The sequence below is a fragment of the Streptomyces sp. NPDC006687 genome (genome assembly GCF_040636215.1).
Lineage (GTDB): Bacteria > Actinomycetota > Actinomycetes > Streptomycetales > Streptomycetaceae > Streptomyces.
Window position 1 is genome coordinate 138,743 of the sequence record NZ_JBEYJJ010000011.1, and the last position, 15,464, is coordinate 154,206.

Annotated in this window: 12 protein-coding genes and 1 tRNA gene; 7 read left to right on the top strand and 6 right to left on the bottom strand. The window is 71.6% G+C overall.

Annotated features, from left to right (window positions below):
* Positions 1-307: 307 nt before the first annotated feature.
* Both ABZ716_RS16490 and ABZ716_RS16495 read left to right on the top strand, forming a co-directional pair.
* Complete coding sequence (locus tag ABZ716_RS16490; protein ID WP_351889268.1) at positions 308-1,693, top strand: NAD(P)/FAD-dependent oxidoreductase; 1,386 nt, start codon at positions 308-310, stop codon at positions 1,691-1,693.
* Positions 1,694-1,924: 231 nt separating this feature from the next.
* Positions 1,925-3,307, top strand: a complete 1,383-nt coding sequence (locus tag ABZ716_RS16495; protein ID WP_358811243.1) for a cyclopropane-fatty-acyl-phospholipid synthase family protein — start codon at positions 1,925-1,927, stop codon at positions 3,305-3,307.
* 82 nt (positions 3,308-3,389) lie between these two features.
* Here ABZ716_RS16495 and ABZ716_RS16500 read toward each other — a convergent pair whose 3' ends face one another.
* Entirely contained in the window at positions 3,390-5,939 is a 2,550-nt protein-coding gene (locus tag ABZ716_RS16500; protein WP_358959599.1) for an ABC transporter permease, read from the bottom strand.
* A 71-nt stretch (positions 5,940-6,010) separates the two neighbouring features.
* Entirely contained in the window at positions 6,011-6,778 is a 768-nt protein-coding gene (locus ABZ716_RS16505) for an ABC transporter ATP-binding protein (RefSeq protein ID WP_358811394.1), read from the bottom strand.
* A 474-nt stretch (positions 6,779-7,252) separates the two neighbouring features.
* On the opposite strand from ABZ716_RS16505, the gene ABZ716_RS16510 reads away from it, so the two are divergent.
* Both ABZ716_RS16510 and ABZ716_RS16515 read left to right on the top strand, forming a co-directional pair.
* A tRNA-Leu gene (locus ABZ716_RS16510) sits at positions 7,253-7,334 on the top strand.
* 109 nt (positions 7,335-7,443) lie between these two features.
* Positions 7,444-8,298: a Bax inhibitor-1/YccA family protein gene (locus ABZ716_RS16515; RefSeq protein WP_358811241.1), complete on the top strand. Its 855-nt coding sequence runs from the start codon at positions 7,444-7,446 to the stop codon at positions 8,296-8,298.
* A gap of 71 nt (positions 8,299-8,369) precedes the next feature.
* Here the strand turns inward: ABZ716_RS16515 and ABZ716_RS16520 are convergent, their stop codons facing one another.
* Positions 8,370-8,600 (bottom strand): DUF4287 domain-containing protein, encoded by a 231-nt coding sequence (locus ABZ716_RS16520; RefSeq protein WP_351889278.1) that lies wholly within the window; start codon positions 8,598-8,600, stop codon positions 8,370-8,372.
* 98 nt (positions 8,601-8,698) lie between these two features.
* Here ABZ716_RS16520 and ABZ716_RS16525 point away from each other — a divergent pair, with 98 nt between their 5' ends.
* Positions 8,699-9,052: a hypothetical protein gene (locus ABZ716_RS16525; RefSeq protein ID WP_358959603.1), complete on the top strand. Its 354-nt coding sequence runs from the start codon at positions 8,699-8,701 to the stop codon at positions 9,050-9,052.
* Here the strand turns inward: ABZ716_RS16525 and ABZ716_RS16530 are convergent.
* The 3 genes from ABZ716_RS16530 to ABZ716_RS16540 all read right to left on the bottom strand — a co-directional run bounded on the left by ABZ716_RS16530 (position 9,036) and on the right by ABZ716_RS16540 (position 12,677).
* On the bottom strand, positions 9,036-9,866 hold the full coding sequence (locus tag ABZ716_RS16530) for a hypothetical protein (RefSeq protein ID WP_358811393.1): 831 nt from the start codon (positions 9,864-9,866) through the stop codon (positions 9,036-9,038). The genes ABZ716_RS16525 and ABZ716_RS16530 overlap by 17 nt on opposite strands.
* Before the next feature lie 446 nt (positions 9,867-10,312).
* Positions 10,313-11,533, bottom strand: a complete 1,221-nt coding sequence (locus ABZ716_RS16535; protein ID WP_358959606.1) for an acetyl-CoA C-acetyltransferase — start codon at positions 11,531-11,533, stop codon at positions 10,313-10,315.
* A gap of 136 nt (positions 11,534-11,669) precedes the next feature.
* Entirely contained in the window at positions 11,670-12,677 is a 1,008-nt protein-coding gene (locus tag ABZ716_RS16540) for an SGNH/GDSL hydrolase family protein (protein WP_351889285.1), read from the bottom strand.
* Positions 12,678-12,801: 124 nt separating this feature from the next.
* Between ABZ716_RS16540 and ABZ716_RS16545 the strand changes: the two genes are divergently transcribed.
* Entirely contained in the window at positions 12,802-14,187 is a 1,386-nt protein-coding gene (locus ABZ716_RS16545; protein ID WP_351889399.1) for a cystathionine beta-synthase, read from the top strand.
* Between the two features lie 433 nt (positions 14,188-14,620).
* A complete protein-coding gene (locus ABZ716_RS16550; protein ID WP_358811238.1) occupies positions 14,621-15,463 on the top strand; it encodes a MurR/RpiR family transcriptional regulator in 843 nt (280 codons plus the stop codon).
* Position 15,464: the final 1 nt, after the last annotated feature.

Here is a 15,464-nt window from a genome sequence, read left to right on the forward strand (position 1 = left end):
CCTCCGGGTCAACAAGAGGGCCCTTCGACGGGTTCTCCAGGGTCGCAGGGTCGTTTCAGCACCTGTTTGTGCGATGCGGGGCCGCTGCGGGTTTCGTATCAGAGGTAAGGACGAACGCCAGTGGTCCAGTCCGGTCCGGGGGCTGGAGGCCAGTTCAGGGCGGGTGGACAACGAAATCCGTGCCACCGTGGTTCCCGTTGCGTGCCATGATCTGGGTCACGCGGGGCGCGCAGTGTAGCAGAGCTCTCCCAGGTTCTTGTGAAGGGGCTCACGAGCATCACTCCTTGGGGTGCTGGATACTCATCTCATGAGCACCACGGAGCGTCCCAGGATCCTCGTTGTAGGAGGTGGGTACGTAGGTCTGTACGCGGCCAAGCGCATCATGAAGAAGATGCGCTACGGCGAGGCGACCGTCACGGTCGTCGACCCGCGCTCGTACATGACCTACCAGCCCTTCCTCCCCGAAGTGGCCGCAGGCAGCATCTCGCCTCGGCACGTCGTCGTCCCGCTGCGACGCGTGCTGCCCAAGGCTGAGGTTCTCACCGGCCGGGTCACCAGCATCGACCAGGACCGCAAGGTCGCCGTCGTCACGCCGCTCGTCGGCGAGGCGTACGAGCTGCCCTTCGACTACCTGGTGATCGCGCTCGGCGCCGTCTCGCGCACCTTCCCGATCCCCGGCCTGGCCGAACAGGGCATCGGTATGAAGGGCGTCGAGGAGGGCATCGGTCTGCGCAACCACGTCCTCGAACAGCTCGACAAGGCGGAGTCCACGACGGACGAGAACGTCCGCCGCAAGGCCCTCACCTTCGTCTTCGTCGGCGGCGGCTTCGCCGGCGCCGAGACGATCGGCGAGGTCGAGGACATGGCCCGCGACGCCGCGAAGTACTACGCCACGATCAAGCGCGAGGACATGCGCTTCATCCTGGTCGACGCGGCCGACAAGATCCTTCCCGAGGTCGGGCCCAAGCTCGGCACCTGGGGCAAGGAGCACCTGGAGTCGCGCGGCATCGAGATCTACCTCAACACCTCCATGGACTCCTGCGTGGACGGCCACGTGGTGCTGAAGAACGGCCTCGAGGTCGACTCCAACACCATCGTGTGGACCGCCGGCGTCAAGCCGAACCCGGCGCTGGCCCGCTACGGCCTGCCGCTCGGCCCGCGCGGCCACGTGGACACCGCCCCGACCCTCCAGGTCCAGGGCACCGACTACATCTGGGCCGCCGGCGACAACGCCCAGGTCCCGGACGTCGCCGCCCGCAAGGCCGGCGTCGAGAACGCCTGGTGCCCGCCGAACGCCCAGCACGCGCTGCGCCAGGCCAAGGTCCTCGGCGACAACGTGGTCTCCGGTATGCGGGGCTTCCCGCAGAAGGAGTACGCGCACTCCAACAAGGGTGCGGTGGCCGGCCTCGGCCTCCACAAGGGCGTGGCGATGATCGTCATGGGCAAGATGAAGATCAAGCTCAAGGGCCGTCTCGCCTGGTACATGCACCGTGGCTACCACGGCATGGCCATGCCGACCTGGAACCGCAAGATCCGCGTCTTCGCGGACTGGACCCTCGGTATGTTCCTCAAGCGTGAGGTCGTCGCCCTCGGCGCCCTGGAGACCCCGCGCGAGGAGTTCTACGAGGCCGCCAAGCCGGCGCCGGCTCCGGCCGCCGCCGCTGCCCCGGCCGAGAAGGCCAAGGCGTCCTGACCCGGGGCACGGCTCCGGGTACCTGAGTACGACCCCGCAGGGGCCGTCCGCCATCCGTGGTGCGGGCGGCCCCTTCGGCGTACTCCGGCGCGGGCGCCGGTGCACGGGCACGGGCGCCGGTGCACGGCAGGGTCAAGGTGTGCTCAAGGTGCGGTCCAGGTGGGTGCCGCCGGCGAATGGCGCCGATCGCGGATGGGTAGCCCGTGGTCGGAACACCTTGGAGGTGCCTCGATGAACGACGCCGCGCCGCGGCTGGCAGCCCTTGCCGAAACCCTGCTGGGCGCCCCCCTGCCCGTCCGCATACGTGCCTGGGACGGCAGCGAGGCCGGCCCGCCGACCGGCCCCGCACTGGTGCTGACCCACCGGCGCGCCCTGCGTCACATGCTGTGGAAGCCCGGCGAGCTGGGGCTGGCCCGCGCCTGGGTGGCCGGGGACCTGACCGTCGAAGGCGACCTCTTCGAGGCGCTGGACCGGGTGGCCGGCCTGGTCTGGGAGCGCGAGCACACCGCAGCGCCCGCCCCCGTCCGCCGCCCCCGCGCCGGCCTGGCCAAGCTCGCCGCGCTGCGCCCGCACCTGCCCGCGCGCGCCTCGGGCTTCGCCGGCACCGCCGCGCTGCTGCGCGACCCGGCGACCCGGGCCGCCGTGCGGGAGCTCGTGGCCCTGGCCCGCCCCTGGACCCGGCCGGCGCCGCCGCCGGAGGAGGCCGTCCGCCCGGGCGGGACCCGCCACACCAAGAGCCGCGACCGCGACGCCATCAGCCACCACTACGACGTGGGCAACACCTTCTACGAGCGGGTCCTGGGCCCCTCGATGGTGTACTCCTGCGCCTACTGGACCGAGGGCGGCACCCTGGAGGACGCCCAGCGCGACAAGCTGGACCTGGTCTGCCGCAAGCTCGCCCTGCTGCCCGGCCAGCGGCTCCTGGACGTCGGCTGCGGCTGGGGCTCGATGGCCCTGCACGCCGCCCGCGAGTACGGGGTCCAGGTCACCGGCATCACCCTCTCCACCGAACAGGCCGCCTACGCCCGCAAGCGGATCGCCGAGGAGGGCCTGACCGACCGGATCGAGATCCGCGTCCAGGACTACCGGGACGTCAAGGACGGCCCCTACGACGCCATTTCCTCCATCGGCATGGCCGAACACGTCGGCTCGGAGCGCTACCGCGAGTACGCGGGCATCCTGCACGCGCTGCTGGTCCCCGGCGGCCGCCTGCTCAACCACCAGATCGGCCGGCCGCCAGAGCCCGACGAAGCGGCGTACGAGATCGACGAGTTCATCGACGCCTACGTCTTCCCCGACGGGGAGCTCTCCCCGGTCGGCACCACCGTCGGCGAGCTGGAGAAGGCCGGATTCGAGGTCCGCGACGTGGAGGCGCTGCGCGAGCACTACGCGCTGACCCTGCGGGCCTGGGTGACGCGGCTGGAGGAGCACTGGGACGAGGCCGTACGGCTCACCTCGCCGGGCAGGGCCCGGGTCTGGCTGCTGTACATGGCGGCCTCCGCGCTGGGCTTCGAGCACGCCCGCCTCGGGGTCAACCAGATCCTGGCGGTGAAGCCGGAGGCCGGCGGGGTCTCCCGGATGCCGCTGCGCTCGCGCGTCTGGGGCGGCGCGTAGCCCCGCGGCGCCGCCACGGCGACAACGCGAAGGGTCCCGGGGCGTGTCGCCCCGGGACCCTTCGCGTGTGCCGCCCGCTGCCCTACTCGGTCTTGATCGCGGTCAGCATGTTCAGCCGGGCGGCGCTGCGGGCCGGCCACATGGCGGCGAGCACACCGACGACGGCGGCCAGCAGGAGGAAGACGCCGAGCCGGCCGTACGGGACGATCAGCTCGTAGTCCGGCACCGCCTTGGCGAGGGTCGTGCCCACGGCCCAGGCCAGGAAGAGGCCGATGCCCATGCCGAGGACCGCGCCGAACAGCGAGATCACCACGGACTCCAGCCGGATCATGTTCTTGACCCGCGCCCGGTCGAGGCCGATCGCCCGCAGCATGCCGATCTCCTGGGTCCGCTCGAAGACGGACATGGCCAGGGTGTTGACCACGCCGAGCACCGAGATGATCAGCGCCATGCCGAGCAGGCCGTACATGATGTTCAGCATCATGTTGATGACGCCGCCCATCTCGTTGCGCATGTCCTGCTGGGTGGCGACGGTCATCGCCGGGTTCTTGCCGAGGGCGTCGATGACGGCCTGCTGCCCGGCCTTGGAGCCGCCGGCGGTGGCGTTGACGTAGACCTCGCGGACGTACTGCTGGTCGGAGTGGGAGCTGAGGATGGCGTTGTCCAGGACGTAGGGGGACAGCAGCCCCTCCAGGTCCTTGTAGACGGCGCCGACCTTGAGGGCGCCCTTGCTCCCGTCCTCGAACTGCACCTGGAGGGTGGAGCCGACGCTGAGGTGCTGCTTCTTCGCGGTGCTCTCGGCCACGGCGGTCTCGCCCTTGCCGAGGGCGGTCAGGGAGCCGGCCGTGACGTCGATGCGGAGGAGCTCGCCGATGGCGGCGGGGTTGACGCCGGAGACGGAGCGGTAGCTGTCACCGATCTTGACGTAGCCGTCGGCCTGCGGGGAGACCGCCTTGATGCCGGGGGCCTTGGCCAGGGTCTCGGCCACGGACTTGTCCAGGCCGCCGATGCCGCCGGCCATGGAGACCTTGTAGTCGGCCTTCAGCTTGTCGGTGCTCATCCGGTCCACGGCGGCGCCCATGGTGATGCCGAGCACCGACAGGGTGGTGACCAGGGTCAGGCCGATGGCCAGGGAGGCCGCGGTGACGGCGGTGCGGCGCGGGTTGCGGACGGCGTTCTGCGCGGCGAGCTTGCCGGGGACGCCGAACACCTTCTGCAGCAGCGGCCGGACGGCCCCGATGACCGGCCGGGACAGCAGCGGCAGCAGCACGATCATGCCGATGAGCATCAGGGCGGCGCCGGCGCCGATGACCATACGGCCGTCGCCGCCCATGGACACGCCGAGGAAGACGACGCCGATGCCGGCGAGGCTGACGAGCGTGCCGAGGACGTTGCGCAGGACCAGGGACTTGGCGCTGGCCGGCAGGTGGGCGCTGCCCATGGCGGCGACGGGGGCGATCCGCCCGGTGCGCCAGGCCGGAACCAGCGCGGCGAGGGTGGTGACGACGACGCCGATGACCAGGGCGGCGACGACCGTGCCCGGGGCGATGACGAGGTCCCCGTCGGGGATCTTCGCGTCGAGGGAGTCCATCAGGGAGCGCATCCCGACCGCCAGGCCGACGCCGGCGGCCAGGCCGATCGCGGCGGAGGTGGCGCCGATGACCAGGGCCTCGGCGAGCACCGAGCGGATGACCTGGCCGCGCTTGGCGCCGACGGCGCGCAGCAGGGCCAGTTCCCTGGTGCGCTGGGCGACCAGCATGGTGAAGGTGTTGTAGATCAGGAAGACGCCGACGAAGAGGGAGATGCCGGCGAAGGCGAGCAGCATGGTGCTGAAGCTGCTCATCTGCTTCTCGATGTCCTTGGCCTGCTGGGCGGCGAGTTCCTTGCCGGTGCGGGCGGTGGTGTGCTTGTCGTCGAGCAGCGGCTTGACGTCGGCGAGCAGCTGGTCGGCGGAGGTGCCGGCGGTGGCGGCGACGGCGAGCTCGTCGTAGTAGCCGGGCTGGAGGTAGAGGCCCTGGGCGACCTTGGTGTCGAAGAGGACCAGGCTGCCGCCGGCGTTGACGGCGCCGTCCTCGGTGGTGAAGACGCCGGCGAGGGTGAACTCGCGGACGGGGCCGTTGGTGGCGACGCGGACCTTGTCGCCGGTCTTGTAGCCGCCCTTCGCCGCGGACGCCTTGTCGAGGGCGATCTGGTCGTCCTTGGCCGGTCCGGCGCCGTCGGTGAAGGTGTAGCGGGGGTCCTTGCCGTCCTTGGCGGGGACGAAGTTGGAGCCCTTGTTGGCCCAGCCGGAGCCGATCAGCTTGCCGTTCTCGTCGCCGACGCCGGCGAAGCCCGAGACGCGGCCGGAGACGCTGTCGACGCCCTTGACGGCCTTGACCTTCTCCAGGGTCTGCTGGCTGATGCCGGGCTCGCCCTTCTTGGTGCCGTCCTCGTCGCGGGAGGGGCCCGTGGAGGTGACGGAGACGGCTATGCCGTCGTAGCTCTTGGCGGACTGGCCGGAGAGGGCCTTGCCGAGGGTGTCGGTGAAGACGAGGGTGCCGGAGACGAAGGCGACGCCGAGGGTGACGGCGAGGACCGTCATCAGCAGCCGGGCCTTGTGCGCGAGGACGTTGCGCAGGGCGGTACGGAACATGGGGTTATCAGTCCTGGGCTGGAAGCTGGAGGTCGGTGCGTGGCTTCGGTGGTCCGCGAGCGGGCGACCGGTCAGCTGGTGCGGCCCTTGGCGTCGAACGCCTTCATCCGGTCGAGGACGCCGTCCGCGGTGGGCGCGTACATCTCGTCGACGATGCGGCCGTCGGCGAGGAAGATGACCCGGTCCGCGTAGGAGGCGGCGACGGCGTCGTGGGTGACCATGACGACGGTCTGGCCGTGCTCGCGCACCGAGTTGCGCAGGAAGCCGAGGACCTCGGCGCCGGAGCGGGAGTCGAGGTTGCCGGTGGGCTCGTCGCCGAAGATGATCTCGGGCCGGGCGGCGAGGGCGCGGGCCACGGCCACGCGCTGCTGCTGGCCGCCGGAGAGCTGCGTGGGGCGGTGGGAGAGGCGGCCGGAGAGGCCGACCATGTTCACGACGGTGTCCAGCCACTGCCGGTCGGGCTTGCGGCCGGCGATGTCCATGGGGAGCGTGATGTTCTCCAGGGCGGTCAGGGTCGGCAGCAGGTTGAACGCCTGGAAGATGAAGCCGATCTTGTCGCGGCGCAGCTGGGTGAGCTGCTTGTCCTTGAGGGAGCCGAGCTCGGTGTCGCCGATGCGCACCGATCCGCTGGAGAAGGTGTCCAGGCCCGCGACGCAGTGCATCAGCGTCGACTTGCCGGAGCCCGAGGGGCCCATGATCGCGGTGAACTGGCCGCGGCCGAAGTCCACGGAGACGTTGTCCAGCGCGACCACCTGCGTCTCGCCCTGGCCGTACACCTTGGACAGCTGCGTGGCGCGGGCGGCCACGGTCTGGGCGGTGTGCTGGGGGGCGTAGTTCATGGCGGTCACGGGGGACTCCTGTCGAGCGGTGGTGCTGCGCGGTGGCGGGACCCTTCCATCCTCACAGCGGCCTTACCCCCGGGGGATCAGCCGCGGTGCCCGTTCGACGGCCCACCGGAGTCTGACCGCAGCGGCGGTCGTCTCCTCCTCTGGTATGACGCCGGTCCCCGGGACCACCCGGGGACCGGCACGGGGCACGCGGGGCGGGCGCGGGCCGGGTGCGGGGCGGTCGCGGGGCGGGGCCGGCACGCGGGGGGTGGCCCGGGGTGGCGCGGGGGCAGCGAAATCACGTCATTTGCGCGGCGGGGCCCGGCATGACCCTGAGCGCTGCCGACCGTGACTTATCGGTTCTGACGCCCACTCAATCGCCAATAAAATCAGACAACATCGGATAGACGGGCCCCTGGCGGCCCAGGTGTTCCGGATAGGCTCACCGCAGCGTTCAAGGCTTTACCACGGGGCCCGCTGCGCCCTGCCCGGATGGTGGAATGCAGACACGGCGAGCTTAAACCTCGCTGGCCCTCGGGCCGTGCCGGTTCAAGTCCGGCTCCGGGCACTCACACGCGCCGCGCCTTCCCAAGATCCTCCTCCAGCAGTAGGGTGCTTTTTTTGCGAACGCATTACCCTTGACGCGAGGCCGCGCCCTGTGGCCATGGAGGAGTGAGATGAGGAGCAGTAACCCGGTCTTCTCGCGACGGGGGTTCAGCCGTGACAACGGCGGCTACGCGGGCTTCGACGCGCAGCACGCGCAGGCCGGGACCGCGACCAACCCGTACGCGACGAATCCTTACGCCATCGACCCGACCACGGGGATGCCGGCCGCGCCGGCCCGCGGCAGTGTGATGACCATCGACGACGTCGTGAGCCGTACGGCCATGACGCTCGGCGCCCTGGTCGTCACCGCCACGATCGCCTGGCTGGCCCTGCCCGTCGACCCGGCGAACCTGAACAAGTCCTACGGCATCGCCATCGGCGCGGCCATCGTCGCCTTCGTCCTGGCGATGGTCCAGACCTTCAAGCGCAAGCCCTCCCCGGGGATCATCCTGGCCTACGCGGCCTTCGAGGGCTTCTTCCTCGGCGTCATCTCCGCGGCGACCAGCTACTACATGAGCCCGGGCGTGGTCATCCAGGCCGTGCTCGGCACGATGTGCGTCTTCGCCGCCGTGCTGGTGGCGTACAAGATGCGCTGGATCCGCGTCACGCGGCGCTTCACCGGCTTCGTGATGGCCGCGGCCCTCGGCTTCGTCCTGCTGATGCTGGCCAACGCGCTGTTCAGCCTCTTCGGCGGTGGCGACGGCCTCGGCTTCCGCAGCGGCCCGCTGGGCATCGTCTTCGGCATCGTCGGCGTGGTCCTGGGTGCTTGCTTCCTCGCCATGGACTTCAAGCAGGTCGAGGACGGCGTCACCTACGGCGCCCCCCGCGAGGAGGCGTGGCTGGCGGCCTTCGGCCTCACCATGACCCTGGTGTGGATCTACCTGGAGCTGCTGCGCCTGTTCCAGATCCTCTCCGGCGACGACTAGTCATACCGCAGTGACCTGGGGAAGGCCCCGCGAGCGATGCTCGCGGGGCCTTCCCGCATCTCGTCCCGCGCTCAGCCGAACCGGCGGGCCGCTCTGCGCAGCCCGTACTCGTGGACGATCGCCTTCGCCTGGCCGTACGACAGGTCGTGCGCGCCGAGCAGCCAGCTGACCTTCTCCTCGAACCGGAGGAGGGACGGGCCCTCGTCGACGGTGCGGAGCCAGTCGGAGATCTCACGACCGGTGGTCTGGGGAATTCTGTCGATCATGTTGCGGTGGGTCTGTTCGGAGAACTCAACGGACATGGGCGCCTCCGGGGGTATCGCCGTGTTCCCTTCACTGCACCGTGCCGGAGAGTTCGCCCGTTGGCAATGGTGCCCGGGCGGCGCGTAAGGTCGGCCGCGTGCTCGATACCTCGCCCCTGACCGCCGCCGTGGAACGTTTCGCCGACCGGCTGCGGGCCGCCCCGCAGAGCCGGCTGCGGCGGGGAGCCGCCGCCGAGGCCCTGGAGCTGGCCCGTGAGCTGGCCGTACGGGCGCAGGCCCTGGAGGACCCCTCGGGGGCGGCTCCGGCGCGCGTGATGCCCGATGAGGGGGTCTTCGTCGTCGGGGACCAGCTGGCGGTGGCCGGGCTGGACCTGGCCGAGGCCCTGCGCGCGGCGGACGGCGAGGGCCCTGACAGCGCGAAGGCCCCGTCCCGGGTGCTGGACGAGGCCGTGGCGCTGGTGGAGCAGGCGGAGATCAGAGCGATGCGATGACCCGGTCCGCGAGGATGTAGACGTTGCTGTCGGGGTCCTCGGCGTCACCGCACGAGAAGGTCAGCGCGTAGGCGCCGGAGATCCCCGAGCCGCCCAGCAGGACCGGGGCCGTGCCGGAGCGCAGAGCGTCGGCGAGGCGCTCGGCGGTCTCCCGGTGGCCCGGGGTCATGCACAGCGTGGTGCCGTCCGTGAACACGTATACGTCGAGGGTGCCCAGGGGGCCCGGACGGACGTCCGCGAGGGCCGTACGGGCCTCCGCGAGCTCCTCCAGGCGGCTGACGGTCCGCTCGTGGTCGGCGCCGGGGTGCGACTGCACCGGGACGAAGTCCGGGTGCGAGGGGTGGCGCCGGCGGGCCGCGGCCAGCTCGGCCGAGTCCTCCGGGAACTCGTCGGCGAGGTCGTCGCCCAGGACCGGCTCCAGGCCGACCAGGTCCGCCTGCCGGGGCAGGAAGACCGGGCCCTCCTCGCCGAGCCCGGGCAGCCCGCTCAGCAGGGATGTAGGGGCCTCCCCCGCGAAGCGAGGGGAAGCGTCGGCGGCGTCGCGGGCCTCCTGCGCGGCCCAGAAGGCCCGCGCTTCGGCCAGCTCGCGCTCGCGCTCCTCGGCGAGGGCGGCCGCCACGGCGGCTCGTATCTCGGCGGCGGGGGACTCCACGGCGCTGCGGGCGTGCGGGACGCTCGCGCCGCGGGCGTGGGCCGGCACGGCGAGCTCATCACGCAGGGCCGTGACCTGCTTGCGCAGGCCGTGGACGGCGTGCAGCGCAGCAGCGCCCACGGCCGTGGCAGCGGCCGTGGTCAGCAGCAGGGCAAGAGACATGGCGCTCACTGACTAACTCCTGGTTGATTCGATCCCCCGACTTCCTACATCAGCTTGTCCTGTGCTGGGAATGGCGTGCAGTGCATTACGTCATGAATTGGACAGGTCTTTCGTCCTTGAGCCCCCGGGGGGATGTCGCCTGACCTGCGCATATGCCGATCCCCCAGGACAAAGGTCACATCCTGGGGGCGATTCGGTCACAGGTCGGCCGCGACCGGATTGGACCTGGTGTCAGTACACCGTACGGACCTGGAGGATTCCTTGCGGGGGCTGGGGGCCCGGCTGGAGCGGTGCCGGACCCCTCACTCTGCGCGTTGTGGCGTGGGTCTCAGCCCATCCGCACGGCTCAGCTCAGGCGTTCGATCCTTTGGTCGCGCTGGGCTTCGCCACCGCTGCGGGCAGGTGCGCCCCTCGTTCCTCGGGGCGCCCCTACCCTCCGCTCCGGCTCAGCTCAGCCGCTCGATCACCATGGCCATGCCCTGGCCGCCGCCGACGCACATGGTCTCCAGGCCGAACTGCTTGTCGTGGAACTGGAGGCTGTTGATCAGCGTGCCGGTGATACGGGCACCGGTCATCCCGAACGGGTGACCGACGGCGATGGCGCCGCCGTTGACGTTCAGCTTCTCCAGGGGGATCTCCAGATCCCGGTAGGAGGGGATGACCTGGGCGGCGAACGCCTCGTTGATCTCGAACAGGTCGATGTCGCCGACGGTCAGCCCGGCCCGCTTCAGCGCCTGCTTCGACGCCTCGACCGGACCCAGGCCCATGATCTCGGGGGAGAGGGCGGTCACACCGGTGGACACGATCCGGGCCAGCGGGGTCAGGCCCAGCTCGCGCGCCTTGGTGTCGCTCATGATGACCAGCGCGGCGGCGCCGTCGTTCAGCGGGCAGCAGTTGGCGGCGGTGACCAGGCCGTCGGGGCGGAAGACGGGCTTGAGGCCCTCCACGCCCTCCAGGGTGACGCCGGCGCGCGGGCCGTCGTCCTTGCTGACGACCGTGCCGTCCGGGGTGGTGACCGGGGTGATCTCGCGGGCCCAGAAGCCGTTCTTGATGGCTTCCTCGGCGAGGTTCTGCGAGCGCACGCCGAACTCGTCCATGTCCCGGCGGGTCACGCCCTTGAGGCGGGCCAGGTTCTCGGCGGTCTGCCCCATGGCGATGTAGGCGTCGGGGACCAGACCGTCCTCGCGGGGGTCGTGCCAGTCGCTGCCCTCGCTCTGGGCGACGGCGGCCGTACGGGCCTCGGCCTCGGCGAAGAGCGGGTTGTGGGTGCCGGGCATGCCGTCGGAGGAGCCGTTGACGAACCGGGACACCGTCTCGACACCGGCGGAGATGAAGACGTCGCCCTCGCCCGCCTTGATGGCGTGCAGCGCCATGCGGGAGGTCTGGAGGGAGGAGGAGCAGTAACGGGTGATCGTGGTGCCGGGCAGGTAGTCCATGCCCATCTGCACCGCGACGATACGGGCCAGGTTGTGCCCCTGCTCCCCGCCGGGCAGACCGCAGCCGAGCATCAGGTCGTCGATCTGGCGCGGGTCCAGCTCGGGGATCTTGGCGAGGGCCGCCTGGATGATCGTGGCGGTCAGGTCGTCCGGCCGGACGTCCTTGAGGGACCCCTTGCCGGCGCGCCCGATGGGGGAGCGGGCGGTGGAAACGATGACGGCTTCGGGCATCGGGACTCCAAGGGGTGTGCGTGCGTCGTTGCGGGACCGCAAGCGAAGTTACCGCCCCGTACGGTCGAGGTCACCGTGGCGGTGGTGTGATGCCCGTCGCTCCGGGCGTCTTCCGCGCAGGCCGGGGCGGTCTCCCTCAGGGCCTCGACGGCTCCGCCGGTTCCGGTACGGCGTCCGACGGCAGGCGCCGGCGGCGGCGGTGCTTGAGCAGGGCCCAGGGCCCGCGGGCCGCGGTGACCTCCGTGCCCGGTTCGCCCGCCGCCGCGGACGCCGCCTGCGCCACCGGCAGCATGTCCTCGTTGCGGGAGACGTCCAGACGGTCCGACTCCGGCCATACCCCCAGGCTCGCGCACAGCGTCGGCAGGACGGCCATCGCCGCCGTCGCGTAGCCCTCCGCCGAGGGGTGGTAGGAGTCCGGGCCGAACATCTCCCGGGGGTTCGCCGCGAACTCCGGCCCCAGCATGTCGCCCATCGAGATGGTCCGCGCCCCCAGCGGGACCACGCCGACCGTCTGCGCGGCCGCCAGCTGCCGCGACACCCGCCGCGCCATCCACCGCAGCGGCTGGTACACCGGCTCGATCGTGCCCAGGTCGGGGCAGGTGCCGACCACCACCTCCGACCCGGCCAGCCGCAGCCGGCGTACGGCGGACGTCAGCAGCCGTACGGACTGGGTCAGCGGCATCCGCCGGGTCACGTCATTGGCCCCGATGATGATCACGGAGACGTCCGGCGCCGGGGCGTCGCCGTCCAGCAGCAGCGACACCTGGCGGTCCAGGTCGTCCGACCTCGCCCCCGACAGCGCCACGTTCCGCAGGATCACCGGCCGCTCCGCCACCGACGCCAGCCCCGACGCCAGCAGCGCCCCGGGCGTCTGGCGGGCCCGGTGCACGCCCAGACCGGCCGCCGTCGAGTCGCCCAGCATCGCCATCCGCAGCGGCCCCGGGCTCAGCTCCGGCCCGCCGAACTCGCTCCCGTAGAGGCCGTCCGCGCGCGGCGGATCCGGCAGGCCCGTCCCCACCGTCCGCTTGGCGAACTGCACCTCCGCCAGCACCAGCCCCACCGCGGCCACCCCGACCAGCCCGAGTCCGCCCCCGCCGTACGCTGCCCCCGCCGCGATCCGGCGGGCCGTTCTCGCCCTGGACACCTCTGAGGCCACCTCCTCTTCGTGTTGACCTTCCTGCCCCGTACGGCCGGTCGGCCAATCCCTTTCCGCTTACTCTGGCCGGACCTCCCGGAGAACCCGTGGAGTCCCCTTCTTGGAGAACATGGTGCAATTCCACGACTCGATGATCAGCCTCGTCGGCAACACCCCGCTGGTGAAGCTCAACCGCGTGACCGACGGCCTGCAGGCCACCGTGCTTGCCAAGGTCGAGTACTTCAACCCCGGTGGCTCCGTGAAGGACCGGATCGCCGTCCGGATGATCGAGGCCGCCGAGCAGAGCGGTGCCCTCAAGCCGGGCGGCACCATCGTGGAGCCGACCAGCGGCAACACGGGCGTCGGACTGGCGATCGTGGCCCAGCAGAAGGGCTACAAGTGCATCTTCGTCTGCCCTGACAAGGTCTCCCTCGACAAGATCAACGTGCTGCGCGCGTACGGCGCCGAGGTCGTGGTCTGCCCGACCGCCGTCGACCCCGAGCACCCGGACTCGTACTACAACGTCTCCGACCGCCTCGTCCGGGAGACCCCGGGCGCCTGGAAGCCGGACCAGTACAGCAACCCGAACAACCCCCGTTCGCACTACGAGACCACCGGTCCCGAGCTGTGGGAGCAGACGGACGGGAAGATCACGCACTTCGTGGCGGGCGTCGGCACCGGCGGCACCATCTCCGGCACCGGCAACTACCTCAAGGAGGTGTCCGGTGGAAAGGTCAAGGTCATCGGCGCCGACCCGGAGGGCTCGGTCTACTCCGGCGGCAGCGGCCGCCCGTACCTCGTCGAGGGTGTCGGCGAGGACTTCTGGCCCACCGCCTACGACCCGAACGTGACGGACGAGATCATCGCGGTGTCCGACAAGGACTCCTTCCAGATGACCCGCCGCCTCGCCAAGGAGGAGGGCCTGCTGGTCGGCGGCTCCTGCGGGATGGCCGTCGTCGCCGCCCTGCGCGCCGCCGAGGGGCTCGGCCCGGACGACGTGGTCGTGGTCCTGCTGCCCGACAGCGGCCGCGGCTACCTCAGCAAGATCTTCTCGGACGAGTGGATGGCCGGTCACGGCTTCCTGGAGGAGGCCGGCCCGGCCGCGCGCATCGGCGCCGTCCTCGCGGACAAGGAGGGCGGCATCCCCTCGCTCGTCCACATGCACCCCGAGGAGACCGTCGGCCAGGCCATCGAGGTCCTGCGCGAGTACGGCGTGTCGCAGATGCCGATCGTCAAGCCGGGCGCCGGCCACCCGGACGTCATGGCCGCCGAGGTCATCGGCTCCGTCGTGGAGAAGGAGCTGCTGGCCGCGCTGTTCGCGCAGCGCGCCTCGCTCGGCGACCCGCTGGAGAAGCACATGAGCGCGCCGCTGCCGCAGGTGGGTTCCGGTGAGCCGGTGTCCGAGCTGATGTCCGTGCTCGGTGAGGCCGACGCGGCCATCGTCCTGGTCGAGGGCAAGCCGACCGGTGTGGTCAGCCGCCAGGACCTGCTCGCCTTCCTGGCGAAGACCGCCAAGTAGGCCCGTCCGTCGTGCGCCGGGGTCCGGGGGTCCGTTCCCGGCCCTTGGCGCAAACGGTACGGCCCCGACATGTGACGGCAGCACCCGCTTAACACGCCACCGGCACAGTTGTCCTGTCGGCGGGACCCGCCCGGGAGACCGGGCCCCGGCCGGCGCCCCATGCGGCGTCTGCACGCCTTCCGGAGCGGCTCCCGGAACCGTGCCGGCGCCCCAGGACGCGGACGGCCCTGACCCGGCCCGTGTCCCCGGCGGGGCCGCTGCCGTCCCGCCCTCCGGGCCCGCCCGGGGGTGCAGCGGCCCCGCCGTTCCTCTCCCTCCCGCCGGGCTCCGGCTCTCCGCCCCTCCCGTATCCCGGGCTCCGGCTTGCCGTCCTGCATAAGCACATGCAGAGTGCACCCTGACTGAATAACCCACTCGGACGGAGGGGACGGCGATGAGCGACAGCCCGGCCGCCCGGCTGCAGAAGCTCTTCGAGGGGCACCGGCTGACGCCGACCCAGCGGCGGATCGCGCACTGCATGGTGCGCGGCGCGGCGGACGTGCCCTTCCTGTCCAGCGTGGAACTGGCCGAGCTGGCCGGGGTGAGCCAGCCGTCGGTCACCCGGTTCGCCGTCGCGCTCGGCTTCGACGGCTACCCCGCGCTCCGCCGCCACCTGCGCGACGTGGCTCCGGCCGAGCCGCCGCGGCCGGAGCGCGAGGAGCCGTACAACGAGTACCAGCAGGCCGTCGAGGGGGAGATCGAGAACCTGCGGCGGCTGGCGGCCATGCTCGCGGACCCCGCGCCGGTGGAGGAGGCGGGCCGGCTGCTCGCCGGGTCGTCCCCGCTGCCGGTGCTCGGGCTGCGGGCGGCGTCCTCGCAGGCGCGCGGGTTCGCGTACTTCGCCGCCAAGGTGCACCCGGACGTGCGCCTGCTCGACGAGGGCGGCTCGATGCTCGCCGACCGGATCGACGCGGCCGCCTCCGCCGGGGCCTCGGCCCTGCTGTGCTTCGCCCTGCCCCGGCATCCGCGCGAGGTGGTGGAGGCCCTGGAGCACGCGCGGCAGGCCGGGCTGACGACGGTGACGGTGGCCGACTCGGCGTTCGCGCCCGTCGCCCGCCACTGCGACCTGCTGATCCCGGCGCCGGTCGGCACCGGCCTGGCCTTCGACACGGCCTGCGCGCCGATGCTGCTGGGCCGGGTCCTGCTGGAGGCCATGGCGGACGCGCTGCCGGACGCCCAGGCCCGGCTGGAGTCCTTCGACGCCCGGGCCGCGGCGCGCGGGCTCTTCGTGGAGTGAC